This window comes from Pseudomonas sp. Irchel s3a12, from assembly GCF_900187485.1.
In the GTDB taxonomy this organism is placed as follows: domain Bacteria; phylum Pseudomonadota; class Gammaproteobacteria; order Pseudomonadales; family Pseudomonadaceae; genus Aquipseudomonas; species Aquipseudomonas neuropathica.
The window spans coordinates 165,836-191,955 of sequence record NZ_FYDN01000015.1 but is presented as its reverse complement, the minus strand read 5'-3'; the positions used below and the strand labels follow the sequence as shown (position 1 = coordinate 191,955).

Here is a 26,120-nt window from a genome sequence, read left to right as displayed (position 1 = left end):
TTGGCCAGGCAAAGGAGTGTTTACATGGTCAAGTCGTTAGCACTGTTGTTGCTGACCGGTACGCTGGCGGCCTGCGGGAGTAACCCGAAGGCCGAAGCCACGCCGGCGCCGAGCGAGTCGCAGAAGGGCTGTTATCAGGCCGACTGGCAGGCCGAAACCAACCCGGTGCTGAATAAGCGCTCGGGGCCGGATGGCCTGGACAAATACGAGACGCAAACCCCGGCCAAGGAACATGGTTGTCCTTGACGGGTCTGACTCTTTAACTCAGGGCTGGCGGCGTGTGCTGTCAGTCGAGGAACACGGATGAAAGGCTTGATCGCCATTGCGGCGTTGGCATTGTTGGGCGGTTGCGCGCAGTTGAACCTGTTTCAGTCTTCTGCCCCGGCGGACAACTGGACCACCTGGACCTGCGACAGCCAGGCCAAAGTGCTGTGGCGCTACGCCGATGCCGGCCAGAAGGAAGTCGATGTTCGACTGGGTGGCGGTGATCAGGTCTATCGCCTGAAAGAAGAACCGGGCGCCTCGGGCACGCTGTACAGCGACGGCATGCTGGCGTTTCACGTCAAGGGAGAGGAAGGCCTGGTGTACTGGGTCGCCACCAATGACCTGATCGGCCGCGGCTGCAAAGCCGAGTAATTGCAACACCGCAGGCCCATTGTAGGAGTGAGCCTGCTCGCGATAGCGGCCTGACAGTCGCTGCAATATTGACTGAAAGATTGCTATCGCGAGCAGGCTCACTCCTACAGGGGTTCTGCGCAGTTCTGAAGAATTGGCTTTATCGAATCACCAGACCGGGCCTCAACCCCCGATCTGCAATCACTTGAATAGCCGCCGCCGCTCCGGCAGGCTGGCACGATTAACGACCCTCAACCGGGAGAGACACACACAATGGCACTTATCAGCATGCGCCAGATGTTGGACCACGCAGCCGAATTCGGCTACGGCGTTCCAGCCTTCAACGTCAACAACCTTGAGCAGATGCGCGCCATCATGGAAGCCGCTGACAAGACTGACTCCCCGGTGATCGTTCAGGCTTCGGCCGGCGCCCGTAAATACGCCGGCGCGCCTTTCCTGCGTCACCTGATCCTCGCCGCGATCGAAGAATTCCCGCACATCCCGGTGTGCATGCACCAGGACCACGGCACCAGTCCTGACGTCTGCCAGCGTTCGATTCAACTGGGCTTCAGCTCGGTGATGATGGACGGCTCGCTGGGCGAAGACGGCAAGACCCCGACCGACTACGACTACAACGTCCGCGTTACCCAACAAACCGTAGCCATGGCTCACGCCTGCGGCGTCTCGGTAGAAGGCGAGCTGGGCTGCCTGGGTTCGCTGGAAACCGGCATGGCCGGTGAAGAAGACGGCATCGGCGCCGAAGGCGTTCTGGATCACAGCCAAATGCTGACCGACCCGGAAGAAGCCGCTGACTTCGTCAAGCGCACCCAAGTCGATGCCTTGGCCATCGCCATCGGCACCAGCCACGGCGCCTACAAGTTCACCAAGCCACCTACCGGTGACGTGCTGGCGATCGACCGCATCAAGGAAATCCACAAACGCATCCCGAACACCCACCTGGTGATGCACGGTTCCTCGTCGGTGCCACAAGAATGGCTGGCGATCATCAACCAGTACGGCGGCGACATCAAAGAAACCTACGGCGTACCGGTTGAAGAAATCGTCGAAGGCATCAAGTACGGCGTGCGCAAAGTCAACATCGACACCGACCTGCGCCTGGCATCCACCGGTGCGATGCGTCGCCTGATGGCCACCAACCCGAGCGAGTTCGACCCACGTAAATTCTTCGGCGCGACTGTTACTGCAATGCGTGACGTGTGTATCGCTCGTTATGAAGCGTTCGGTACTGCCGGTAATGCTTCGAAGATCAAGCCGATCTCGCTGGAAGCGATGTACCAGCGTTATCTGAAGGGTGAGTTGAACGCTAAGGTTAACTGAGCCTTCGAGTTGTAGATGCACTAAAAAACCGCCGTCGGGCGGTTTTTTAGTGCATTAGGAATGGTCAACTCAGAATCGACACTCGCTGAGCTGTTTGGATATTTCGCCTACATTAAATTTCCGTCAACTATCAGTCCTGCAGTACCCCCCGACAAGTCCTTATAAAATGGCCATAGCGCAGTGGCCTCGGGGTTGGATTTTTCTTTTTTAAGACCGTTCCACTCCTCGAAGTCTGGACCATCGTTGTTGTATTTAGCCTCGAACGCCCAATTTGCGTCGGATGTTGAAAAGCTCAAATCAGTTTTCTTGGCTGCGTTGTTAAAGTGAAATCCGCCGCTGATGTTTTCCTTGCCAGCAGCGGTGAGAAAAGTACCTGTAAAGCGACCAGCCGATTCATCCATGGTAGTGATTACAAGTTGATGGCCTTTCGGAAACGAGTTGTAAGTACCTTTCATATTTGAATGGGACATTTGAAGCCTCCGCTGTAAATTATTGAATTCAGTTCCTTTGAGTTGTCCCTAAGGAGCCGTTGCTGCGAGAACAGACTAGTTTTCAGCGTTATTCGTTGTCACCTGTAAAAAGTGACAGGTTTTTATATGCTTTTGAAATAATGATCTGTGCAATATGATCTATAGAAAAAGGGGCTTAGTAGAAAAAGGCGACGATTTATTTATCAATGGCAACTAAGGACGTAACACCAAAAGGCCCGCCATCCGTCACCCTTCCAGTTGAGCACAAAACGGGACAGATTTATTAAATCTCCAGGTTACCTCTAGAGCGTTGTGAAATCCGCATTCTCGTGATGTTTTCAATTTCTTCTGTGAAACGCGGACTGCCCGTCAATGGACTAGATAAGTCTGTCCCCTTTTTCCCTTTTATTTGAATAAATCTCTAATCTCTTCAAAGGTTGGCATCGTTGCTGGAACCACCGAGAGTTCGCAGTCCAACGCAGCCAAAACGCGCGCGTAAGCGATCATGCCAACAGAAAGGGTACCTTTCTCCACCGCTATGACTTTGTATCGCGTCAGTTCCGCCAGATCGGAAAGCTGAGCCTGCGTCAGGCCACGATTTATACGTTTTTCACGTAATTGAATGCCCAGACGGGTAATTAAAAAGAGAGTAATCCATGTTGCGCTACCGTAACATTTTGATCTCAATGTGGCGTATGCGGAACATTTAATCTATTTGGCTCAAGAAGCCCGTCGTGAGACGGGCTTCTTTGTGAACGACTACTCCTTTAGTTCAACGTGATCCAGTGCCTGATTTACCGCCAATTCACCGAGCATGACCACTTGCGCAATGCCTAGGGCAGTCTTGCGGTGTGAGGTGTCGAGCATGGCGGCGAAGTTGTTGAGCATTTCGCTGGCTGAACCCAGGGTTTCGCTGGCGTTGGCCAGTAGCGATTCGGTGTTGTACTTCGGGTTGGCGAGGTACATGGGCTCGGGTTTGTGCGTGCTGGCCATGATGAAGGCGGACGGTTTGAGGTAATGGTCGAGGGCGCGCTCGGCGGCGTCGTTGAGTTTTTTGGAATCGAGGGATTCGTAAGGGGATGCGAGATCTGTTTCTGGCGGGTGAGGCGTTGATCTGATCATGTTTCGTCTCCGGTAAATGGAGCCGACACCGGATCGCTACTAAACGAAGAGGGTGGCAGCTGAACGCAGGTTAGTAGACCGGGGAGACGCGACCGGCGCACCCGAAGGCGCCCTGCGTACAGCTACCATCAAGCGCGGGTTATGCCCGACTGAATGGTGCCAATGCGCATCGCGTAACCACGGGCTACTAAACCCGATCACTGGAAATCAGTGACGCGAATCAAGTTACCGATGGCCCGCCAGGCGCACAAGCCGGCGGATTCTGGCGTAGTGGTAGGCAACGGCGCAAGCTGTTGTAGGCATCCGGAAGTAACCGCCGACAGATCTAAACAGCACTGTTTAAAGGTAGGAGCTGCCGAAGGCTGCGATCTTTTGATTTTGTCTTTTTAGAATCAAAAACAAGATCAAAAGATCGTCCGATCGCGGCCCGAGCCTTCGGCAGCTCCTACAGTGCGGATTGGGTTATTTGTCGTGATCGATGTCGAGTTTGGAGAAGGTTACCTGGCCACCCTCGCTGGTGTACCCCGTGTTGTCCTGCACATAAACCCCAGCCTTGAAATACAGCGGCTTGTTGCGCCACGTCGCACTGATCTGTGAATCCCACTGATAACCCGCCGCACTCACACCCAGTGCACCGCCAGGACTGAGGTGAATGAGGTAATTGAATTCGCGATCCAGTTTGACCCCGGTGGCGAGGGTGATGACACGGCTTTCGTCATCATCGGGGTGCATGCGCACCTTGATTACCAGGTTGCCGGTTTCAGTTTTTGTCTTGTACTGATACTCAAGTTTGACCATCGGCTTCTGGCTTTCATAAGCATGAATCTGGCCGATGACGATCTTGCCCGAGCTCGGTACTTTGTTCACCGTGACGGTCGCGCGCAATGAATTGTCGGCATCCGGGTAATACCAGTTGCGCAGGGTGCCGTTGCTGTAGGTTTCGCGCAGTTCGGTGCGCGGGTAGATGGCGTTTTCGGTTTTTGACCCGGTAACCGGTGACCAGAAGAACAAGGTGCCGGTGTCGGAATGGAAGTACTGATCTTTGAAGCCGTTCACCAGTTTGGAGGTTTCGACGGTGTATGGCGGGCTGCCAACGGGAACGCTGAGGTTCCAGGTTGCGAGATCGATCATGTCGGTTCTTCCACTCAAGTTTCACTGCACGTACGTGCCAGAAGCTCTAGCCCGCACGTTTTGGGGCGGACTTTATAAGCGTAGAGGGATTTTTTGTTAATGCCCGTTTGGCAGATGATTGACGTCAACATCCTGTCGAAATGCCATCTCTGCCGGTTTCCGGGGGCTTCAGCGGTGACCGTTAGTCGGCAAATTCACGCTTTGGTTAAATGATGGCCTGATGACAGCTTCTGCTTTCTTGGATCCAGTACTAGAGTGAAGGCTCAGTATGTGTGCGGTTTTTACCGGAAACCGACCGAAAGTCCCGACAAGAGAAGCAGCATGGAATGCGCGCAACCCCCGCCAGGTGAAGGCAGCTCTGTCCTTTTGATCGTTGATGATTACCCTGAAAATCTGATCAGCATGCGCGCGTTGCTGCAGCGTCAGGATTGGCACGTCCTCACGGCAGCCTCCGGTTTCGAAGCGCTCAATATTCTGCTCTCCCACGACGTCGATCTGGTGCTGCTGGACGTGCAGATGCCGGGCATGGACGGCTTTGAAGTCGCGCGCCTGATGCGTGGCAGTCAGCGCACGCGCCTGACGCCGATTATCTTTCTGACCGCCAACGAGCAATCCCAGGACGCCGTGATCAAGGGCTATGCCAGTGGCGCGGTGGATTACCTGTTCAAACCGTTCGACCCGCAGATCCTCAAGCCCAAGGTGCAGGCGTTGCTGGAACACCAGCGCAATCGTCGCGCCTTGCAGCGCCTGAGTCATGACCTGGAAGTGGCGCGCGCCTTCAATGCTTCGGTGCTGGATAACGCAGCCGAGGGGATATTAGTGGTGGGCGAGGATGGTTTGATCCGCTTCGCCAATCCGGCGATTTCGCGGTTGCTGAATGCGCCGGTGAAGGAGCTGGAAGGTCAGGAGTTTCTCGACTTTCTACAGAAGCCGCACATTCCGCTGTGGGCCGATTCCGAGTTTTATGCCAGCTACAAGCGTGGCGAGACGTTAAGGCTGCACGACGCCTTGCTGCGCACCGCGCCCGGCCAGCAAGTGCCGGTGGCGCTGTCCTGTGCGGCGTTGCCCGCCGAACAGCATGCGATGGTGGTGACCGTGCTCGATATGTCGGTGGTGCGTCACTTGCACCAACAACTGGAATTCCAGGCGGTGACCGATCCACTGACCGGGTTGCTCAACCGGCGCGGGTTTTACCAGACTGTTGAAAATCTGCTGTTGCGTGGTGAGCGCAGTGATAGCAGTTGGGTCTTGCTGTATCTGGATCTTGATGGCTTCAAACGGGTCAACGATTCACTCGGTCACGATGCCGGCGATCGGGTGTTGCGCTGGGTTTCCGAGCAATTGAAGGCATGTCTGCGGCCGTTCGACATTCTTGCGCGCATGGGCGGCGATGAATTTACCGCGCTGCTGGATCTGGAGTTTCCCGAGCAAGCGGCGAAGATTGCCGAAAAACTCATCGAACGGGTGTCGATCTGTCAGCAGATTGAAGGGTTGGACATCGCTCTCGGTGCCAGCATCGGCATCGCCACTTACCCGGACTGCGGCTCCAACCTTGACGGATTGCTGCGTGCCTCCGACATCGCCATGTATGAAGCCAAGCGCGCCGGACGTCAGCAATATCGCTTTTATGATCATGAAATGAACGGCCGGGCGCGTTCGCGATTGATGCTTGAAGAAAGTGTGCGTGCGGCCATCGAGAACCGCGATTTCAACTTGGTGTATCAGCCGCAAGTGGCCATCGACACGGGCCAGATTCGTGGCTTCGAAGCCTTGTTGCGTTGGCAGCATCCGAGCGTTGGCGATGTGCCGCCGGGGTTGTTCTTGCCGTTGCTGGAAGAGGCGCGGCTGATCAGCCGCCTCGGCAGCTGGATTTATCATCGTGGTGCCGGCCAGCGCAAAGCCTGGGAAACCCTGTTTGCCGAGGATCTGGTGCTCGGTGTGAGTTTGAGCAACACCCAGTTCAGCCTGCCGAATCTGGTCACCGAGTTGCGTCAGGTGATGGAACGACATGCCTTGCAGCCTCGGCAACTGGAGGTCGAGGTCACCGAAGAAGCGCTGATGCAGAATCCCGACGAAACCCGCAAACAACTGCGGTTGCTGCGCAATCTGGGCGTGCGGGTGGCGCTGGATGACTTCGGTTCCGGGCCGTGTTCGCTGGCGCATCTGCGTGATCTGGAGCTGGATACCCTCAAGCTTGATCGCCATCTTATTGCGCGGTTGCCGGACTCCAAACGCGACGCCTCGCTGGTCAGTACGGTGATCAGTCTGTGCAAACAATACGGTTTGCTGGTGATTGCCGAGGGGGTGGAAACCATCGAGCAATACCAATGGCTGCAAGCCCATGGCTGCGAATACGTGCAGGGTTTCCTCGTCGCGCGGCCGCTGATGGCCGAGGATGCGGTCAGCTTCGCCGAACCGTTTGACTGGAGCGCACTGCCCGGTTGAATTCGCTACACTGGCGCACCTTTTCGAACCGTGTCGCTCGTCCATGACTGTGTTGAAGTACCTCCAGGCCTATCCCGCGCAATTACAGGATCAGGTGCGTCAACTGATTGCCGAAGGGCGTCTGGGTGATTACCTGAATCAACGCTATTCGGGGCGCCACGACGTGCAGAGCGACAAGGCTTTGTACAGCTACGCGCTGGACCTGAAGCAGGAATACCTGCGCAACGCCCCGGCCATCGACAAGGTGCTGTTCGACAACCGCCTTGACCTGACCTACCGCGCACTGGGTCTGCACACCACGGTGTCGCGAGTGCAGGGCGGCAAGCTCAAGGCCAAGAAAGAGATTCGTATCGCCTCGTTGTTCAAGGAGGCCGCGCCGGACTTTCTGAAAATGATCGTCGTGCATGAGCTGGCGCACTTCAAGGAATCGGATCACAACAAGGCGTTCTATAAATTGTGCGAGCACATGCTGCCGGGGTATCACCAGGTCGAGTTTGATCTGCGTGTGTATCTGACGTGGCGCGATATGCAGGCTTAACAGTACGCAACCAGGAAGGTGTGGATGGACGTCAGCAAGACCAAAAGCAGTTTCTACCGTCGCTTATATGTGGCGTACCTGATCGACAGCGGTCTGGCGCCGAGTGTGCCGACGCTGACCGACGTGACCGGCATGCCCCGGCGCACGGCGCAGGACACGATTGCCGCGTTGGCCGATCTGGATATCGTTTGTGAGTTCGAGCAGGAAGAGGGCGCGCGCAATCACGCCGGGCGCTATCGGATTCGCGAGTGGGGAGCGATTGATCGTGGGTGGATCGAGCGTAATTTGCGGCAGATCAAGGCAGTTCTGGAGTATCCCTGAAAAAGAGCCCCTCACCCAGCCCTCTCCCGGAGGGAGAGGGCGCCGATTGGGGGATATTGGAGAGATACGCCGACCTGAACGAATTGCTGTGAATCCATAATCGACGCGGTTTTTCAGGTCGATGTCTGACGCAAGACAACTCGGTCAGTCCCCTCTCCCACTGGGAGAGGGCTAGGGTGAGGGCTGTTCAGGCCCGACGCATCCCAATGTGTGGAATGTCATCCTCCAGATACTCTTCACCCGCCACAACAAACCCGTACCGACCGTAATACCCCTGCAAATGCGCCTGCGCCGACAAATAGATCGGCACTTGCGGCCAGTGCTTCTCGGCCTGTTTCAGTGCTTGCTCCATCATTTCGTGCCCCAGCCCTTTGCCGCGCCCTTGCGGTGCGGTAATCACGCGGCCGATCACCACGTCACCCCCCTGGGATTCCGGATCCAGCAGGCGCAGGTACGCCATCAACTGGTCATCCTCCCACCCCATCAGATGGTAGGTGTCGCCTTCCAGATCCTGGCCATCGAGGTCCGGATAGGCGCATTTCTGCTCGACGACGAACACGTCCGAGCGCAGCTTCAACAGCGCGTATAGCTGTTCCTTGCCCAGATCACTGTGATGTTTGCAGACCCATTCGATTGTCATTTGCCGATTCCTTGAACGTGTCGCCCGATACTAAGCGCCCACGGCAAAGATGTCTGTATGGCGTAAGAGTCTGTGACAAAGGTCAAAATGCCATCATTCCTTTCTCGCAGCCTCGGTGACTTTGTGTAATCTGCTGGAGAGCCCTGTGCACTGGCTGCAATGAGCTAATGTTAGGGCCTGGGTTTTGCCGGTAAGGGGCCTTGGGGTTTTGGCTGAAAACATGCTGGGCAACTCGCCCGCTAAGGATTTTCAAGCATGCCGCGTTTGCATCGAGCCGTTGCTTTGACCGGATTGCTCTTGCTGGCTCAGACCGCTGCAGCGGAGAAGCTGCGGCTGGTGTTTGATATCTGGCCACCCTTTACCGACGACACGCTAGTCAACGGCGGTCTGGCTACCGACATTGTCACCACCGCACTCGCCCGGGCCGGCTATGCCAGCGGTTATGAGCAGGTGCCGTGGGCGCGGGCGCTGCTTGGCGTCGGCGAGGGCCGCTACGATGTGTTGGTCAACGCCTGGTACAACGACGAACGCACCAGGTTCGGCCAGTTCTCCGGGGAATACCTGCTCAACCGCATCCGCTTTCTCAAGCGCAAAGACACGCCACTCGACTATTCCAATCTGCAGCAACTGCACACCTATCCGATTGCGGTGGTGCGCGGCTACGCCTATTCGGCGCCGTTCGATGCCGACACGGCGTTGCAGAAAGTCCCTGTGCATAACTTCGCCATGGCCGTGCGCATGCTCGCGGCAGATCGGGTCAAGTTGACGCTGGAGGATGAATATGTGGCGAAGTATTACCTGGCGCGGGAATCCGCCAAGGTGCGCGATTCGGTGGAGTTTTTACCCAAGCCGTTGAGTGAGAACAGCCTGCATATATTGGTGAGCCTGAAGAATCCGCAGCATGAGCAGATTGTCGCGGGGTTTGATAAGGCGATTGCGGCGATGAAGGCGGATGGGAGTTATGACAAGTTGTTGAGGCAGCATGGGATGTGAGTTTCTGATTTCAGAGTTGCGTTGTTGCTGATGGCCTCATCGCTGGCAAGTCGAATCGTCGCACCGCAGCTCCCACAGGTTTTGCGGTGTACACAAATCCTGTGGGAGCTGGCTTGCCAGCGATGAGGCCCGCCAAGGCAACTCAAACTTCGGCGGTGTCCTTGATCAGATGCGCCGCCAACGTCCGCAGCGGCCCCAACTGCCTGCAAATCAACGCCAGTTGCGTCTGCACCAACCGCTGCCCCTCATCGATCTCATCGGCCATCTGCTCCAGCTCATTGGCCAGCGCTTCTTCTTCATCACTCTGAATCGCCACCGGCTGCTTGTTGGCCAGCCCTTGGGCGATTTCATCAATACTCGTCGCCAGTTTCACCCCGGCGCCTTCGATCAAATGCTCGCGCACATCCGCCGGCAACTGCGTCTCGCGATGCGCGCCCAGCCCTGACAGATAACTCAGCAAGGTGTGCGACAGCACCAGAAAGCGGAAGCCGACATCGGCTTCCTTACGGAAATGCCCCGGCTCCATGAGCATGTTCGCCAGCGTTGTCGACAGCGCCGCATCGGCGTTGTGCGCGTTGCGGCGGGCCAGCCGATAGGCGAGGTCATCACTCTTGCCGGCGGCGTATTGCTGCATGATCTGGCGCAGGTAGATGCTGTTGCAGGTCAGGGTGTTGGCCAGCACTTTGTTAAGGCGTCGGCCCTGCCAGTCCGGCAGGAACAGGAACACCGTCAGACCGGCAATCAGGCTGCCAAGCAAGGTATCGAACAACCGTGGCAGGAACAGTCCGTAACCGTCACCGACCTGATTGAAGCAGAACAGCACCATGATGGTGATCGCCGCTGTCGCCAGGGTGTAGCGGGTGGTGCGGTTGGTAAAGAACACCACGCCGGCAGCGATGGCGAAACACGACTGCACCAACGGGCTCGGGAACAGATCGAACAGCGCCCACGCCACGGTCAGGCCGATGGCGGTACCGAAAATCCGCTGACCGAGTTTGCGCCGCGTCGCGCCGTAGTTCGGCTGGCAGACGAACAGCGTGGTGAGGATGATCCAGTAACCCTGCGACGGGTGAATCAAATGCACCATGCCGTAACCGATACTCAGCGCCAATGGCAGGCGCAGGGCATGCCGGAACAGCAGAGACGTCGGCGTCAGTTGCGTGCGCAGGCGCACCCAGACGTCTTTGAGGTTGCGCGGCGAACGGTCGAGCAGGCTGCTGTCGGTCGCATCGGCCAAGGCATCCGGGTTGCTCGCGTCGCTGAGCAAACGATCGAGGGTGCCGAGGTTGGCCGCCAGTGCGCGCAGCGAACGCAGCAATCCGCGCCAGGCCGGATTGCTCTGGATGCGCAGGTGTTCGAGGGAGGCGTCGAGGTCGCTGAGGGCTTCGGCGAAACTCGCGTCATAAATAAATGGCTGGCGCATCTGGATCGATTCGGCCAGAGCGCGGCAGGCCTTGCCTTGCTGGCGCAACAGGCGTTGGCAGCGGAACAGCACGTCGCTGTGGAAGAACGCTTCGGCCAGTGCGTTGTACGGGTAGTGCGAGGAGCTGGCGCGTTCGTGGATGTCCTGAGCGAGGAAGTACAGCTTCAGATAACGGCTGACTTTCGAGCCGGGGCGGCCATTGCCGACGCGGTGCAGAATGATTTCCTTGGCACTGTTCAGCGCCGCCACCACGCGACCGTTTTGCTGGGCCAGTTCCAGCCGCCGGGCTTCGACGTCCATCTGCCGGATCGGCTCGAACAGCGAAGATTTCAGCTTCAGGTAAAAGCCCAGTTCGCGGAACAAACGCGCCAGACTCTGCTGCACCGGCTGGTTGGAAAACATTGCCTGCCACAACACCGAGAGCAAGCCGTACCACGCCGCGCCGGCGACCAGCAGCATCGGCTCGTGCCAGAAATCGGTGACCGCGCCGCCGCGCTGATCAACGCCGATCATCGTGTACACCGACAGAATCAACGTCGCAGAGGCAATCGCGCCATAACGCTCGCCGAGCGCACCGAGCATGGTCAGGCCGAAACTGGCCAGCGCCAAAGCAATGGCAAACACGATGGGGTAGGGGAAGAGCAATTCCACCGACAGCGCGGCGATGCTGAAGCACACCAGGGTCACGGCGAGGGCGTTGAGGCGGCCCTGCCAACTGTCGTCGGTTTCGGCCAGGGCGCTGGCGATGATGCCGAGGAACAACGGGATCAGCAGGCCCATTTCATCCTGATACCAACACAGCGCCATGCTGCCGGTCAGGGCGATGAACACCCGCACGCTGTAGCTGAATTTATCCAGCGCCCACAGGCGCCGCAAAGACTGACGAAACGAGGTCGAGGACATGACGTGCGAAGGCCTTCCGAGGCGATGCCGCTAAATTGAGCCAGTAATGACGCCGACGCAATGGCGCCGATCACATCTGACAGCAAAAAGTGTTCCTTTGAGATCTTGTGTAGAACTAAATCTTGAATTGGGCACGGAACCCTGTGGGAGCTGGCTTGCCAGCGATGGCTGCATGACAGTCAACAATGATGTTGGATCTGCCGGCCTCATCGCTGGCAAGCCAGCTCCCACAGGTTTTTGTATTTAGCTTTGAATTAAGCGTACTGCGCGGCGGCGTAGCCGGAGGCCCAGGCCCACTGAAAGTTGAAACCGCCCAGATGCCCGGTCACGTCGAGCACTTCGCCGATGAAATACAGGCCAGGGCTTTTCAGTGATTCCATGGTCTTGGACGACACCTCGCGGGTATCGACGCCACCGAGCGTTACCTCGGCCGTGCGATAACCTTCGGTCCCCGCCGGCACCACTTTCCAGCTGCCCAGCTTGTCGGCGATTTCCGCCAGTTCCGCGTGGGTGTACTGCTTCATCGGCTTGGACACGAACCAGTTGTCCGCCAGCAGATTGGCCATCTTCTTGGTGAAAATCTCACCGAGCATGGTTTTCAATTCACTGTTCGGACGCTCGGCCACTTGCTGCTGCAGCCAGCTCGCCGCGTCGTGATCCGGCAGCAGGTTGATCTCAACCGTGTCGCCGGATTCCCAGAACGATGAAATCTGCAAAATCGCCGGGCCACTGAGGCCACGGTGAGTGAACAGAATATTCTCGCGAAAGCTCTGATTGTTGCAGCTCACCAGACAATCCACCGAAGTGCCGGACAGCTCGGTGCACAGTTCCTTGAGCTGATCGGTGATGGTGAACGGCACCAGCCCGGCGCGGGTCGGCAGCAGTTCATGGCCGAACTGTTTGGCCACTTGATAACCGAAACCGGTGGCGCCCAGCGTCGGGATCGACAGACCGCCGGTGGCGATCACCAGCGACTGGCACTGGACCTGACCGAGGGTGGTGTCGAGCAAGTAACCGCTTTCGACCTTCTCGATAGTCTGGATCGACGTGTCGAGGTGCAGTTCGACACCGGCCTGATCGCACTCGGTCAGGAGCATTTCGAGGATGTCGCTGGATTTGTTATCGCAGAACAACTGGCCGAGTTTCTTCTCGTGGTACGGCACGGCGTGTTTGCCGACCATGCCGATGAAATCCCACTGGGTGTAGCGCGCCAGTGCCGATTTGCAGAAGTGCGGGTTCTGCGAGAGGAAATTGCTCGGTTCGGTGTACATGTTGGTGAAATTGCAGCGACCACCGCCCGACATCAGGATTTTCTTGCCGGCCTTGTTCGCGTGGTCGAGCAGCAACACCTGACGCCCGCGTCCGGCAGCGGTCAGTGCACACATCAACCCAGCGGCGCCAGCGCCAATGATCACGACTTCGGTAGAGCGCAAAACGGTGTCCTCACACAATGATCGTTCCCACGCTCTGCGTGGGAATGCCGCCATGGACGCTCTGCGTCCGTTGTTATGTGACGCGGAGCGTCACGGGATGCATTCCCACGCAGAGCGTGGGAACGATCAGGTCAGAGGATGCGGACGCGCAGCGAACGGCCCTTGATCTTGCCGTCGTTCAAACGCTGCAAGGCTTGCATGGCCACGGTGCGGTCCACGGCTACATAAGCCTGGAAGTCGAAAATCGCGATCTTGCCAACCTGCGCACCCGGAATGCCGGCATCGCCAGTCAGTGCGCCCAGAATGTCGCCCGGGCGAACCTTGTCTTTACGGCCCGCGCCGATGCACAGCGTGGTCATCGGCGGTTGCAGCGGGGCGAGGCCCTGGGACTTGAGGTTATCGACCTGATCCCAGTTCAGCGGCGACTTCTGCAGTTGTTCGATGGCTTGCGCGCGGTGCGCTTCGCCCGGTGCAACCAGGCTGATCGCGATGCCTTTTTCGCCAGCGCGACCGGTACGGCCGACGCGGTGAATGTGGATTTCCGAGTCGCGGGCCAGTTCGACGTTGATCACCATGTCCAGCGCATCAATGTCCAGACCACGGGCGGCGACGTCGGTGGCAACCAGTACCGAGGTACTGCGGTTGGCGAACATCGCCAGCACCTGATCGCGGTCACGCTGTTCCAGATCGCCGTGCAGGCCGACGGCGGAAATGCCCTTGGCGGTCAGGTGATCAACGGTTTCCTGCACTTGCTGCTTGGTGAAGCAGAACGCCACGCACGATGCCGGGCGGAAGTGGTGCAGGACTTTGGTCACCACGCTCATGCGATCTTCCGGGGAAATCTCGTAGAAACGCTGCTCGATCTGCGTGTCATCGTGGAACGCTTCGGCTTTCACCGTTTGCGGATCACGCATGAATTTCGACGCCAGTTGCTTGATGCCTACCGGGTAAGTGGCTGAGAACAGCAGGGTCTGACGACGCTCCGGGGTCTTGATGATGATGTCTTCGATGGCGTCGTAGAAACCCATGTCGAGCATGCGGTCGGCTTCGTCGAGGATCAGCGTGTTCAGGCCATCGAGCACCAGCGAACCTTTGCGCAAGTGCTGCTGGATACGCCCCGGGGTGCCGACGATGATGTGCGCGCCGTGCTCCAGCGAAGCGATTTGCGGGCCGAACGACACGCCGCCGCACAGGGTCAGGACCTTGATGTTGTCTTCGGCACGGGCCAGACGACGGATTTCCTTGGCGACCTGGTCGGCCAGCTCACGCGTCGGGCAGATCACCAGCGCTTGGCAACCGAAATAGCGCGGGTTGATCGGGTTGAGCAGGCCGATGCCGAACGCGGCGGTCTTGCCGCTGCCGGTCTTGGCCTGGGCGATCAGGTCCATCCCCTTGAGGATCACCGGCAAGCTCTGCGCCTGGATCGGCGTCATCTGGGCATAACCGAGGGATTCGAGGTTAGCCAGCATGGCAGCGGACAGCGGCAGAGTATTAAAAGCGGTGGCGATGGTGGTCACGGGACTGGCCTGCAAAACAAAATGTCGCGCAGTGTAGCAGCCCCGTGCCACTTTCTTCGAAAGTTCTGGACGAACAGTGGTTAATGTTCGATGTGTTCTTCCGGACGTTTGGCGCGGCGCCCGTCTTCTTTCGACAGTTGCGAGAAGATCGTCGCGGCCAGCATCGCCATGATGCCGACGGTGACGAAGGTCAGCTGGAACGCACCCAGCACGGTCTCCACGCCATCGTTACCGATCTCTGCGGTAAACCCACCGAGCAAAGCACCGGCGCACGCCACCCCCAGGCTCAACGATAATTGCGCCACCACCGACAGCAAGCTGTTGCCGCTACTGGCGCTCGCATCGTCGAGATCGATCAGCGTCACCGTGTTCATCGCGGTGAATTGCAGCGAGTTGATCGCGCCGAGAATCGCCAGCAGACACAGTAGCAACCAGTACGGCGTCTGCTCGCTGACCAGGCCCATGCTCGCCAGCATGATCCCCAGTGCCAGGGTGTTGCCGGTGAGCACGATGCGATAACCAAGCCGCTCAATCAGCGGCCGTGCCATCCACTTGGCAAACATTGCCGCCGCCGCCAGTGGCAGCATGCTCATCCCCGCTTGCGACGGTGAATAGCCCAGCGCCACTTGCAGCAGCAACGGCACCAGAAATGGCAATGCGCCGCTGCCCAGGCGGGCAAAGAGGTTGCCGAGAATGCCGACGGCAAACGTGCGGGTCTTGAACAGCGATGGCGCGAACAGCGGGTTTTCGATGTGCCCGGCGCGCAACCAGTACGCCGCCAGACACGCCAGACCGGCGAACAGCAGCAACATCACCCGCAGATGCGGCAAGTGCAGTTCGCCAAGGCCTTCCATGGCGATGGTGATCAGGATCATCGCCGCGCCGAACAGCAGGAAACCCAGGCTATCGAAACGCGTGCGCTCGGTGCCGCGCAGGTCGGGAATGAATTTCCACACCGCGTAGCAACCAATCACGCCGACCGGCAGGTTGATCAGGAAAATCCAGTGCCACGTCAGGTACTCGACCATCCAGCCGCCCATGGTCGGGCCGATCAGCGGACCGAGCAGGCCGGGGATGGTGATGAAGCCCATGATCCGCACCAGTTCGGATCGCGGATAGGCGCGCAGTACGACGAGTCGCCCGACCGGTAGCATCAGCGCACCGCCCAGGCCCTGAATCACTCGGGCGCCGACCAGCATGCTCAGACTGCTCGACAAGGCGCAGAGCAGCGAGCCGAAACTGAACAACAAGATCGCGCCGAAGAAAATTTTCTTGGTGCCGAAACGGTCGGCGATCCAGCCCGAAGCCGGAATCAGCAAGGCCACGGTGAGCATGTAGGCGATGATCACGCCCTGCATACGCAAGGGATCTTCGGCCAGATCGCGAGCCATGGCGGGCAGGGCGGTATTGAGAATGGTCCCGTCGAGGGACTGCATGAAGAAAGCGATGGCGACGACCCACGGCAACCAGCGGGCGGTGATGGCGTCGAGAGGCGGGCGGTTGGGCATGGAACCTCTTGTCGTTGGAGTTAATGCATATCCATGATCGTTCCCACGCTCTGCGTGGGAATGCCTCCACGGACGCTCCGCGTCCGCTTTTGGCTGGGACGCAGAGCGTCCCCTGCTGCATTCCCACGCAGAGCGTGGGAATGCTCGCCGTCAGAGGGTCAGAGTCAAACGGCTGACCAGCGCCCCCGGCAGCAACGCCGACGAAGTATTGCGCTGGCTGTAGGTACTCGCCGACAGCAGCAACTCGCGCTCGGCGGTCAACGCTTCCAGCTGCGAACCGAGCAGGCTGTAAGCGCTATCGTCGAAGCGCATGGTGCTGACCGGCGCCTGGATCTCGCCGTTCTCGACCCAGAAGGTCGCGAAACGGGTCATGCCGGTCATGCGCGCCGCCGGTTGATCCGAGAAGTTCAGGTACCACAGGTTGCTGATGTACAGCCCGGTACCCAATTGCTTGAGGATCTCTGCTTGCGCCAGATCACCCGCCGCCATGTTCAACGCGCTTGGCATTTCACCGCCACCGGCGCCGTTGGCGGTCAGGCCATATTCCGCTGCACTGCGCGAGCCGACAAGTTGATCGCCAGCCTTGCCTTCGACGATCAGGCGCAAATCACTGCGCGGATACCCCTCGCCGGAAAACGCCGGGCTCAGCGATTCGCTGACTTTCTCATCCAGCGACAGCAGTGGACTGAACGCCTGATCGCCGACATACAGCTTCTGCAACGGGCTGCTCTTACTGGCGATCGACTGCGCCGAGAAACCGCCCCAGCTCAGCATGCCCATGATTTCTTCCAGCGCCGCCGGTGCCAGATACGCGCGGTACTGCCCCGGCGCCAAGGTGCGCAGTGGGCGGCCGAGAAACTCCAGTTGCTCGCGAGCCTGGCCGAAGCGCTTGGCGAAGCCTTCGCTGCTCCAGTCATGCCCGGCGTAGCTGGCTTTCACCGCTTCACCGTTCTCGTGGAACAGGCTGAAATCGAAGTTGAAGCTGTTCGCCTGATGCCAGCCAAACGCCCCCGCTGAACTGGCGAAACCACGACTGATCGGGCCGGCCGCATAGAAGCCCACCAGATCCAGACCTTCAGCGGCAGCGCAGATTTCATCGACAACCTGCTCGGTGTCCGGCAGCGGATGCTCCTGCACATTTTTGCTCTGCCAGCCGTTGTGGTTGAGCAACAGGTACGGATCCTGCGGCAGCAGCGGCAGGGTTTCGCGCAGTTGTTGCAGACCTTCGGCGAGGCGTCGCAGATCGCCTTCCTGATCACCGGACAGGGTGACCTGCAGGTCGGCGTGGCGACCGTCGTTGATCAGTTTCAGAACGATATTGGCCTGCTGCACTTGCCCGGCCTGACGCACCTTGGCGTGATTGAAACGCACGAACGCCGAGGATTCGGCGGCAAAGCTGAGGGTGAACTGTTCCGGCTCGCGCACGCTGTCGCGCAGCCACTCGACCATGACCTTGAAGGCGTCGGACTGACTCTTCGAAATGCTCATCAGGCGTCTCCCCCAAACACATCAACGTTGCTGAATACGCAGGCCGGCGAAGCGTGGCCGACGCGGATCACCTGGTTCGGTTCGCCCTTGCCGCAGTTCGGCGTGCCCAGCACCTTGACGGTGTTGGCGTCGCCGACGGCGCGCAGGCTTTTCCAGAAGTGCGCGGAAATCGCCCGATAGTTCGGGTTTTTCACCACACCTTTGAGTTCACCGTTTTCGATCAACTGGCCCCATTCGCAGCCGAACTGGAATTTGTTGCGCGCATCGTCGATCGACCATGAGCGGTTGGTGCTCATCAGGATGCCGTTCTCGATGCCTTCGATCAGTTTGTTCAGAGGCTGATCGCCCGGTTCGATATTGAGGTTGGCCATGCGGTCGATCGGCGGCCGGTTCCAGCCGCAGGCGCGGCTGTTGGCAACGCCATCGAGACCGGCGCGGAACTGCGACAGCGCACCGCCCAGCGGGCGCAACAACAGGCCATCGCGGATCAGGAATTGTTTGCTGGCCTTGCTGCCGTCGTCGTCATGACCGTAGCTGGCGAGTTCTTCGGGAATGCCCGGATCGAACGTCACATTGAGCAGTTTCGAGCCGTATTGCAGGCTGCCGAAGTCGCTGGCTTTGACGAAACTGGTGCCGGCGTAATTGCGCTCGTCGCCGAGGATGCGGTCGAGTTCCAGAGGATGGCCGATGGATTCGTGGATCTGCAGCATCATCTGGTCCGGCATCAACAGCAGGTCGCGCGGGCCTTGCGGGGTGTTCGGCGCGAGCAGCAGTTGCAAGGCCTGATCGGCGACTTGCGGGCCGGCGCCGATCAGGCCGCAGCGGCTGATCACGTCAGCGCCGCCCTGTTGGCCGAAGTTCTCGCGGCCGAGGCTACGGGTCTGGCTGTCGTTACCGTCGTAGGCGGTGACGTCGAGGCCTGGATAGACGAAGCGTTGGGCCTGGCGCAATTCAGCCCCGGCGCTGCTCAGGTAAATCTGTTCGACGTGGGTAATGCCAATGCTCACCTGCCAGTTCACCAGGCGCTCATCCTTTGGCACCGAGGCGGATTCCGCGCCGAGCAGCTCAAAACATTCGCTCAGGGACGGGAAGGCTTGGTTGAGATTGGGTGAAAAGTAATCAGCGCGATCGCTGGACACCGGCTGATCGCGCAGGTCGAGCAAGGCGTGCGGCTTGAGGCGACGGGCTTGCTGCTCGGCGCGTTCGAGGGCGGCTTGCAGACCTTGTTGCGACAGGTCATTGGTCGCGGCATAGGCTTCAACGCCGTTGACGCGAACGGTGAGCATCGCGCCTTCGTCGCGGCTCAGGCTCGGCGGCTCGGCGACATTCTTGCGCACCGACAGATATTGCCCGGACTCGCGTACATACCGCAGGGAAAAAAACTCAGCGCCCGTGCGCAAGGCAGCAAAGCGCTGCTTGAGCTGGGGGTGGAAATCGAACATTCGGGAACCTCCTTGTCAGGGGGAAGCGGTAGAGCAGCGGCGGGGAGGGGGTGAAACGGTTGCGCGAGGTCTAGAGTAGGCCTGCGTGGGGGTAGGATCAAGTGAAGAGGGGGTGTAGGGGGATTTACTGTGCGAGGCAGGAGATCGTTCCCACGCTCTGCGTGGGAACGCCGCCATGGACGCTCTGCGTCCGCTGTGTGACGCAGAGCGTCACGGGATGCATTCCCACGCAGAGCGTGGGAACGATCACTTCAGGCTACTGCGCAGCCGGGGTGATATCACGCATCGGTTTGCCCTTCACCGGCGCATCACCCGCGACGTAGTACGGCGCGGTGCTGCGCGGCAGCGGCTGGCGGCCACGGATCTTGTCGGCGATTTTCTCGGCGATCATGATCGTTGGCGCGTTGAGGTTGCCAGTGGTGATGATCGGCATGATCGAGGCATCGACCACACGCAGGCTCTGCATGCCGTGCACGCGACCTTCGCCATCCACTACAGCCATCTCGTCGGTGCCCATCTTGCACGAGCAGGACGGGTGGAACGCGGTTTCGGCGTGCTCGCGGATGAACTTGTCCAGCTGCTCATCGGTTTGCACTTCAATGCCCGGGCTGATTTCACGGCCACGGAAAGCGTCGAGTGCCGGCTGCTGCATGATTTCGCGGGTCAGGCGGATGCCGTCACGGAATTCCTGCCAGTCCTGTTCGGTAGCCATGTAGTTGAACAGGATGCTCGGGTGCTGGCGCGGGTCTTTCGACTTGGCCTGGATGCGACCACGGCTTGGCGAGCGCATGGAACCCATGTGCGCCTGGAAACCGTGCTCTTTCACACCGTTGCTGCCGTTGTAGTTAATCGCGACTGGCAGGAAGTGGTACTGGATGTTCGGCCATTCGAATTCCGGACGCGAACGGATGAAACCGCCGGCTTCGAACTGGTTGCTGGCGCCGATGCCGGTGCCGTTGAACAACCACTCGGCACCGATGGCTGGCTGGTTGTACCAGAGCAGCGACGGGTACAGCGAAACCGGCTGAGTGCACGCGTATTGCAGGTACAGCTCAAGGTGATCCTGCAGGTTTTCACCGACGCCCGGCAGGTCGTGAACGACCGGGATGTCGAGGGATTTCAGCAGTTCGGCAGGGCCGACACCGGAGCGCTGCAGAATCTGCGGCGAAGCGATGGCGCCGGAGCACAGCAGCACTTCTTTGCGCGCTTTGACTTCAACGCGCTCTTCGGCGTCGCCGACCAGGTAACGCACGCCGACCGCACGCTTGCCTTCAAACAGAATCTTGTCGGTCAGGGCGTGAGTGACGATGGTCAGGGTCGAGCGCTTTTTAGCGGTGTCGAGGTAGCCACGGGCGGTAGATGCACGACGGCCGTTCGGCGTCACGGTGCGGTCCATCGGGCCGAAGCCTTCCTGCTGGTAACCGTTGAGGTCTTCGGTGCGCGGGTAACCGGCCTGCACGCCTGCTTCAACCATGGCGTGGAACAGCGGGTTATTGCCCGCCTTCGGCGTGGTCACGCTGACCGGACCTTCGCCACCGTGGTAGTCGTTCGGGCCGATGTCGCGGGTTTCCGCTTTGCGGAAGTACGGCAGGCAGTCGAGGTACGACCAGTTTTCCAGGCCTGGCAGTTTCGCCCAGCCGTCGTAGTCCATAGCGTTACCACGGATGTAGCACATGCCGTTGATCAGCGAAGAACCGCCGAGGCCTTTGCCGCGACCGCATTCCATGCGGCGACCGTCCATGTGTGGCTCTGGATCGGTTTCGTAGGCCCAGTTGTAGCGACGACCTTGCAGCGGGAATGCCAGGGCAGCGGGCATTTGCGTGCGGAAGTCGAGACGGTAGTCAGGGCCGCCGGCTTCGAGCAGCAGAACGGTGACGCCTTCGTCTTCAGTCAGACGGGTCGCCAGGGTGTTACCGGCCGAGCCGGCACCGATGATGATGTAATCGAATTCTTGGGACATTGAATGCACCCTCTTTAGATATGGTCAGGTCTGACCTCGGCGAGTGCTGCGCACTCGAATCGCTGGCAAGTCAGCTCCCACAAAGATTGGGGGCTGCCACAGATTTGATGGACGACCCCAAAACTGTGGGAGCTGGCTTGCCAGCGAAGAGGCCTTCGCGGGCAATGCAAATCTCGGGTTAGAACACCGAAACGTAATCGCCCAGCTCGACCTGTACCGATTTGATGCGGGTGAAGTTGTTCAGCGAGCTGATGCCGTTTTCACGACCAACACCCGACTGCTTGTAACCGCCGACCGGCATTTTTGCGTCGGACTCGCCCCAGGCGTTGATCCAGCAGATACCGGCTTCCAGTTGATGAATCACGCGGTGTGCGCGGTTCAGGTCTTTGGTGACGATACCGGCGGCCAAACCGAAGTCGGTGTCGTTGGCGCGGCGGATCACTTCTTCTTCGGTCTCGTAGGAGAGGATCGCCATCACTGGGCCAAAGATTTCTTCACGAACGATGGTCATGTCGTCGGTGCAATCGGTGAACACGGTAGGTGCCACGAACGCGCCTTTGGCGAATTCGCCGTCGGTCAGACGGTCGCCGCCGCACAGCACGCGGGCGCCTTGTTCTTTACCTTTGGCGATGTAGCCCAGCACGCTTTCCATGTGCGCGAAGCTGACCAGTGGGCCGAAGTTGGTGTTTTCGTCTTCCGGGTTGCCGACGCGGATGCGTGCAACGCGCTCAACGATCTTGGCTTCGAAAGCGGCTTTCAGGTGCGCCGGAACGAACACGCGAGTGCCGTTGGTGCAGACCTGACCGGAGCTGTAGAAGTTGGCCATCATCGCGGTGTCGGCAGCGCGATCGAGATCGGCGTCGTCGCAGATGATCAGCGGGGATTTGCCGCCCAGTTCCATGGTTACGTCTTTCAGCGACGAAGCCGAAGCGCTGGCCATAACCTTCTTGCCGGTGTCGGTGCCGCCGGTGAAGGAGATTTTTTCGATGCGCGGGTGCTCGGTCAGCCAGGTGCCGACTTCACGGCCGCTGCCGGTCAGGACGTTGAACACACCGTTTGGAACGCCGGCTTCGGTGTAGATCTCGGCCAGTTTCAGGGTGGTCAGCGAGGTCACTTCGCTTGGCTTGAAGATCATCGCGTTACCAGCGGCCAGCGCTGGAGCGGATTTCCACAGGGCGATCTGGATCGGGTAGTTCCACGCGCCGATACCGGCGACAACGCCCAGCGGCTCGCGACGGGTGTAGACGAAAGAAGTGTCGCGCAGCGGGATCTGCTCGCCTTCGATCGCTGGCACCAGGCCTGCATAGTATTCCAGCACATCAGCGCCGGTAACGATGTCGACGTACTTGGTTTCGGAGAAGGATTTGCCGGTGTCCAGGGTTTCCAGCGCGGCCAGTTCATCGTTGCGCTCGCGCAGGATGTCGACGGCACGACGCAGAATGCGCGAACGCTCCATGGCGGTCATCGCAGCCCAGATTTTCTGGCCCTTTTCAGCGCTGACCACGGCGCGCTCGACGTCTTCCTTGGTCGCACGTTGCACCAGTGCGAGGACTTCACCGTTAGCCGGGTTGATGGCTTCGAAGGTGGCATCGCTGCCGGCGTCGGAGTACGCGCCATCGATGTAAAGTTTTTGCAGTTCGAAACGGGCCATAGTGTCCTCGCAAGTGCATTGGTGGTTGGCGTTGACCACCGCGGTGAGGCTGCGGTGGCGTTCAGGGGCCGAGCGTTTTCTGTGTGCTCTAGCTCACCTTCTTGGCCAATTGGAAATCCATGTATTCGTAAGCGATCTGTTGCGCCTGCGCGGTATCGAAAGCGTCTCCCGACAGCGCGCCGCGCAACCACAAGCCGTCAATCAACGCTGCCAGCCCCCGCGCTGCGCTGCGCGCATCTTCGAGCGGCAGCACACGGCGGAACTGGCAGCACAGGTTGGAATACAGACGGTGATCGTTGATCCGCTGCAACCTGTGCAAAGACGGCTGGTGCATGCTGGTGGCCCAAAAGGCCAGCCAGGTTTTCATTGCCGGGCCATTGACCTGGCTGGCGTCGAAGTTGCCTTCGATGATCACCTGCAGATGCGCCCGTGGGCTGTCATCTGCCAGCGCCTGCCGGCGCGCGGTGACGCTCTCGCTGAGGGCGGTCATCAGATACCGCATCGTGGCGGCAATCAGGCCGTTCTTGTCCTGAAAGTAATGACTGATGATGCCATTCGAGACACCGGCCAAACGGGCGATCAGCGCAATGCTGGCGTCCCCCATTCCGACCTGATCGACCGCCTGCAAAGTGGCTTCGATCAGTTGTTGGCGGCGGATGGGTTGCATACCGACCTTGGGCATCTTGCACATCTCCTTAGGCCTTCCGAGCGGCGAATCACGCCTATCGGATTAGCGGCCAGTCTATTTTGTTTTGATTGAACGTTCAATCAACAAAGAATAAGATCTGCGACAAATCGTCGCTGCCTACAGATTTTTCCTACGTGTAAGTGGCGATAAAACCGACATCCGAAACAGCTCGAAACCTGCGTGGGGCATGGCGCGGTTCGCGATTCGATGGACGTGTTGAAAGGGCAAGACGCTCAGGGCCAGGTTTCGGATGAACGTCCGTCCACCTTCGGCCACGAAAGCGATTCGCAGCGCCATTTCGGCAGGTTCGGGCATTTTTCGGGGTGTCTTTATATCACCCGCCGGTCGGCTGCCAACTAACCGATTGGTCGGGTTCCGTGTTGCCTTGTGTTCTTCTCTCGCACTGCCTGGAGCATTTGTGCCATGAGTTCTGCCTCGCTTATAAAGACCCCGCCCGAGAAGGTGACGGTCAACGGTTGGGTGTTTTACACCTCTACCGCGCTGATTCTGTTGTTGACCGCCATTCTGATTATCGCCCCGCAAGAGGCCGGCAGACTGTTGGGTATCGCTCAGGCCTGGTTGTCGCGCAGCTTCGGCTGGTACTACATGGTGGTGATCGCCGCCTACCTGGTATTTGTCGTGGGCCTGGCGTTTTCCTCGTACGGCAAACTCAAACTGGGCAGCAAGGACGACACCCCGGATTTCAGTTACGGTGCCTGGGCGGGGATGCTGTTCTCGTCGGGTATCGGTATTTCGCTGCTGTACTTCGGCGCATCCGAGCCATTGGATCACTACTTCAATCCGCCGGAAGGCGCAGCGGCCACCAACATGGCCGCGCGTCAGGCGGTGCAGCTGACGTTCCTGCACTGGGGCCTGCACGGCTGGGCGATCTACGCACTGGTCGGTCTGGCGGTGGCTTACTTTGCCTACCGTCACAACCAGCCGCTGGCCCTGCGTTCGGCGCTGTATCCGCTGGTCGGTGAGCGTTGGGTCAAAGGCGCGGCCGGTCACGCGGTGGACGGCTTCGGCATGTTCGTGACCCTGCTGGGTCTGGTGACCAACCTGGGGATTGGTTCGCTGCAAGTGTCCTCGGGCCTGGAAAACCTGTTCGGCATGGAACACAGCAACACTAACCTGTTGATCGTGATCATCGTGATGAGCACCGTGGCGACCATCGCTGCCGTGTCCGGCGTGGAAAACGGCATCCGTCGTCTGTCCAACCTGAACATCGTACTGTTCAGCGGTCTGCTGATTTTCGTGCTGTTGTTTGGCCCGACTTTGCACCTGCTCAACGGCTTCGTGCAGAACATCGGCGACTACCTCAATGGCATCGTACTGAAAACCTTCGACCTTTATGTGTACGAAGGCGACAACGCCAAGTCCGAGCGCTGGATGGGCCTGTGGACCCTGTTCTACTGGGCCTGGTGGATTTCCTGGGCGCCATTCGTAGGCATGTTCATCGCGCGTATTTCCCGTGGTCGTACCGTGCGTGAACTGGTCGCCGGCGTGCTGCTGATTCCGCTGGGCTTCACCTTGGCCTGGCTGTCGATCTTCGGTAACTCGGCGCTGGATCTGGTGATGAACCAGGGGGCTGTGGAGCTTGGCAAGACGGCACTGGAACAGCCGTCGATGGCGATTTATCAGTTGCTTGAACACTACCCGGCGTCGAAAGTCGTTATCGGTGTGTCGATTTTTGTTGGCTTCGTACTGTTCCTGACCCCAGCTGACTCCGGCGCGGTGATGATGGCGAATCTGTCCTGCAAGGGCGGCAACGTCGATGAAGATGCGCCGCACTGGCTGCGGATCTTCTGGTCGGTGGTGATCACCCTGGTGACCATTGGTCTGCTGTTTGCCGGTAACTTCGAAGCCATGCAAACCATGGTGGTGCTGGCGGGTCTGCCGTTCTCGGTGGTGCTGGTGTTCTTCATGTTCGGCCTGCACAAGGCCATGCGTCAGGACGTGCAGATCGAACAGGAGCAGGCGCAGCTGGCGGAGCGCGGTCGTCGTGGTTTCAGCGAGCGTCTGACGCAACTGGACCTGCAACCGAGCCAATCGGTGGTGCAGCGTTTCATGGATAAGCAGGTCAGCCCGGCGCTGGAAGATGCCACCGCGCAGATGCGTGCGCAGGGTCTGGAAGTGCAGACGCTGCTGGGTAAATCCAAGCGCTGCATGGGCGTGCGCGTCGAGATGGAAGAGGGCAACCCTTTCGTTTACGAAGTGAGCCTGGATGGCTATCTGGCGACCCCGACCGAATCGGCGCAGTCCGATGAAGCGCGTCAGCGTTACTACCGCGCTGAAGTGTATCTGCACAACGGCAGCCAGGATTACGACCTGATGGGCTTCACGCAGGATCAGATCACACGCGATGTGCTCGATCAGTTTGAAAGCCATCGGCAGCTCCTTGGCCGGGTGTACAGCTAAACCGCTAAAACAAAAGGGGCTCGATTGAGCCCCTTTTGCATGATCGTTCCCCCGCTCAGCAAAGGAATGTCTC

General features: G+C 59.2%; 21 protein-coding genes and 1 pseudogene. 8 read left to right on the top strand and 14 right to left on the bottom strand.

The genetic code is table 11. The annotated features are described in order from the left end of the window. Nucleotides 1-24: 24 nt before the first annotated feature. From CKW14_RS24065 to fba, 3 genes are all read left to right on the top strand, one after another. Entirely contained in the window at nucleotides 25-246 is a 222-nt protein-coding gene (locus CKW14_RS24065; RefSeq protein ID WP_007913756.1) for a hypothetical protein, read from the top strand. A 57-nt stretch (nucleotides 247-303) separates the two neighbouring features. Next, nucleotides 304-636, top strand: a complete 333-nt coding sequence (locus tag CKW14_RS24060) for an MliC family protein (protein WP_008081029.1) — start codon at nucleotides 304-306, stop codon at nucleotides 634-636. Between the two features lie 252 nt (nucleotides 637-888). Next, entirely contained in the window at nucleotides 889-1,953 is a 1,065-nt protein-coding gene (fba, locus tag CKW14_RS24055; RefSeq protein WP_007913760.1) for a class II fructose-bisphosphate aldolase, read from the top strand. A 107-nt stretch (nucleotides 1,954-2,060) separates the two neighbouring features. Here fba and CKW14_RS24050 read toward each other — a convergent pair whose 3' ends face one another. From CKW14_RS24050 to CKW14_RS24035, 4 genes and pseudogenes are all read right to left on the bottom strand, one after another. Continuing rightward, nucleotides 2,061-2,423, bottom strand: coding sequence for a hypothetical protein (locus tag CKW14_RS24050; RefSeq protein WP_095126244.1), 363 nt, complete (start codon nucleotides 2,421-2,423; stop codon nucleotides 2,061-2,063). 405 nt (nucleotides 2,424-2,828) lie between these two features. Continuing rightward, nucleotides 2,829-3,081: pseudogene (locus CKW14_RS30575) on the bottom strand (transcriptional regulator). A gap of 101 nt (nucleotides 3,082-3,182) precedes the next feature. After that, the gene (locus CKW14_RS24040; protein WP_095050239.1) at nucleotides 3,183-3,545 is read right to left on the bottom strand and encodes a DUF6124 family protein; all 363 of its coding nucleotides are present in this window, start codon (nucleotides 3,543-3,545) and stop codon (nucleotides 3,183-3,185) included. Between the two features lie 462 nt (nucleotides 3,546-4,007). Then, nucleotides 4,008-4,676, bottom strand: a complete 669-nt coding sequence (locus CKW14_RS24035) for a polysaccharide lyase family 7 protein (protein WP_095050240.1) — start codon at nucleotides 4,674-4,676, stop codon at nucleotides 4,008-4,010. A 321-nt stretch (nucleotides 4,677-4,997) separates the two neighbouring features. On the opposite strand from CKW14_RS24035, the gene CKW14_RS24030 reads away from it, so the two are divergent. Genes CKW14_RS24030 through CKW14_RS24020 form a run of 3 tightly spaced genes read left to right on the top strand, consistent with a single transcriptional unit; the run spans nucleotide 4,998 to nucleotide 7,980 of the window. Continuing rightward, entirely contained in the window at nucleotides 4,998-7,121 is a 2,124-nt protein-coding gene (locus CKW14_RS24030) for a bifunctional diguanylate cyclase/phosphodiesterase (RefSeq protein ID WP_095126243.1), read from the top strand. Nucleotides 7,122-7,164: 43 nt separating this feature from the next. Further along, nucleotides 7,165-7,659 (top strand): M48 family metallopeptidase, encoded by a 495-nt coding sequence (locus tag CKW14_RS24025; protein WP_095126242.1) that lies wholly within the window; start codon nucleotides 7,165-7,167, stop codon nucleotides 7,657-7,659. 24 nt (nucleotides 7,660-7,683) lie between these two features. Further along, complete coding sequence (locus CKW14_RS24020; protein ID WP_008081019.1) at nucleotides 7,684-7,980, top strand: helix-turn-helix domain-containing protein; 297 nt, start codon at nucleotides 7,684-7,686, stop codon at nucleotides 7,978-7,980. 187 nt (nucleotides 7,981-8,167) lie between these two features. On the opposite strand, the gene CKW14_RS24015 is transcribed toward CKW14_RS24020, so the two are convergent. After that, nucleotides 8,168-8,620 (bottom strand): GNAT family N-acetyltransferase, encoded by a 453-nt coding sequence (locus CKW14_RS24015; RefSeq protein WP_034153611.1) that lies wholly within the window; start codon nucleotides 8,618-8,620, stop codon nucleotides 8,168-8,170. Nucleotides 8,621-8,875: 255 nt separating this feature from the next. Here CKW14_RS24015 and CKW14_RS24010 point away from each other — a divergent pair, with 255 nt between their 5' ends. Continuing rightward, nucleotides 8,876-9,613 (top strand): ABC transporter substrate-binding protein, encoded by a 738-nt coding sequence (locus CKW14_RS24010; RefSeq protein WP_095050243.1) that lies wholly within the window; start codon nucleotides 8,876-8,878, stop codon nucleotides 9,611-9,613. A 142-nt stretch (nucleotides 9,614-9,755) separates the two neighbouring features. On the opposite strand, the gene yccS is transcribed toward CKW14_RS24010, so the two are convergent. The 9 genes from yccS to betI form a co-directional block, all read right to left on the bottom strand. After that, nucleotides 9,756-11,939, bottom strand: coding sequence for a YccS family putative transporter (gene yccS / locus CKW14_RS24005; protein ID WP_095050244.1), 2,184 nt, complete (start codon nucleotides 11,937-11,939; stop codon nucleotides 9,756-9,758). A gap of 254 nt (nucleotides 11,940-12,193) precedes the next feature. After that, a complete protein-coding gene (locus CKW14_RS24000; protein WP_095126241.1) occupies nucleotides 12,194-13,372 on the bottom strand; it encodes an NAD(P)/FAD-dependent oxidoreductase in 1,179 nt (392 codons plus the stop codon). Between the two features lie 131 nt (nucleotides 13,373-13,503). Then, nucleotides 13,504-14,889: an ATP-dependent RNA helicase DbpA gene (dbpA, locus tag CKW14_RS23995; protein ID WP_077574844.1), complete on the bottom strand. Its 1,386-nt coding sequence runs from the start codon at nucleotides 14,887-14,889 to the stop codon at nucleotides 13,504-13,506. A gap of 80 nt (nucleotides 14,890-14,969) precedes the next feature. Then, nucleotides 14,970-16,397 carry a multidrug transporter subunit MdtD gene (gene mdtD / locus CKW14_RS23990; protein ID WP_093429880.1) on the bottom strand — a complete coding sequence of 476 codons (1,428 nt, stop codon included), beginning with the start codon at nucleotides 16,395-16,397 and terminating at the stop codon, nucleotides 14,970-14,972. A gap of 150 nt (nucleotides 16,398-16,547) precedes the next feature. After that, complete coding sequence (locus tag CKW14_RS23985; protein ID WP_095126240.1) at nucleotides 16,548-17,885, bottom strand: TldD/PmbA family protein; 1,338 nt, start codon at nucleotides 17,883-17,885, stop codon at nucleotides 16,548-16,550. Next, nucleotides 17,885-19,327 (bottom strand): TldD/PmbA family protein, encoded by a 1,443-nt coding sequence (locus CKW14_RS23980; RefSeq protein WP_095126239.1) that lies wholly within the window; start codon nucleotides 19,325-19,327, stop codon nucleotides 17,885-17,887. Before CKW14_RS23980 ends, CKW14_RS23985 begins: the two co-directional genes overlap by 1 nt. Before the next feature lie 256 nt (nucleotides 19,328-19,583). Then, complete coding sequence (gene betA, locus CKW14_RS23975; RefSeq protein ID WP_095126238.1) at nucleotides 19,584-21,287, bottom strand: choline dehydrogenase; 1,704 nt, start codon at nucleotides 21,285-21,287, stop codon at nucleotides 19,584-19,586. A gap of 178 nt (nucleotides 21,288-21,465) precedes the next feature. Further along, nucleotides 21,466-22,938, bottom strand: a complete 1,473-nt coding sequence (gene betB / locus CKW14_RS23970) for a betaine-aldehyde dehydrogenase (RefSeq protein ID WP_077574839.1) — start codon at nucleotides 22,936-22,938, stop codon at nucleotides 21,466-21,468. An 88-nt stretch (nucleotides 22,939-23,026) separates the two neighbouring features. Next, entirely contained in the window at nucleotides 23,027-23,620 is a 594-nt protein-coding gene (gene betI / locus CKW14_RS23965; RefSeq protein ID WP_008085771.1) for a transcriptional regulator BetI, read from the bottom strand. A gap of 429 nt (nucleotides 23,621-24,049) precedes the next feature. Between betI and betT the strand changes: the two genes are divergently transcribed. Continuing rightward, nucleotides 24,050-26,047, top strand: coding sequence for a choline BCCT transporter BetT (betT, locus tag CKW14_RS23960; RefSeq protein ID WP_095126237.1), 1,998 nt, complete (start codon nucleotides 24,050-24,052; stop codon nucleotides 26,045-26,047). The last annotated feature ends 73 nt before the right edge of the window (nucleotides 26,048-26,120 follow it).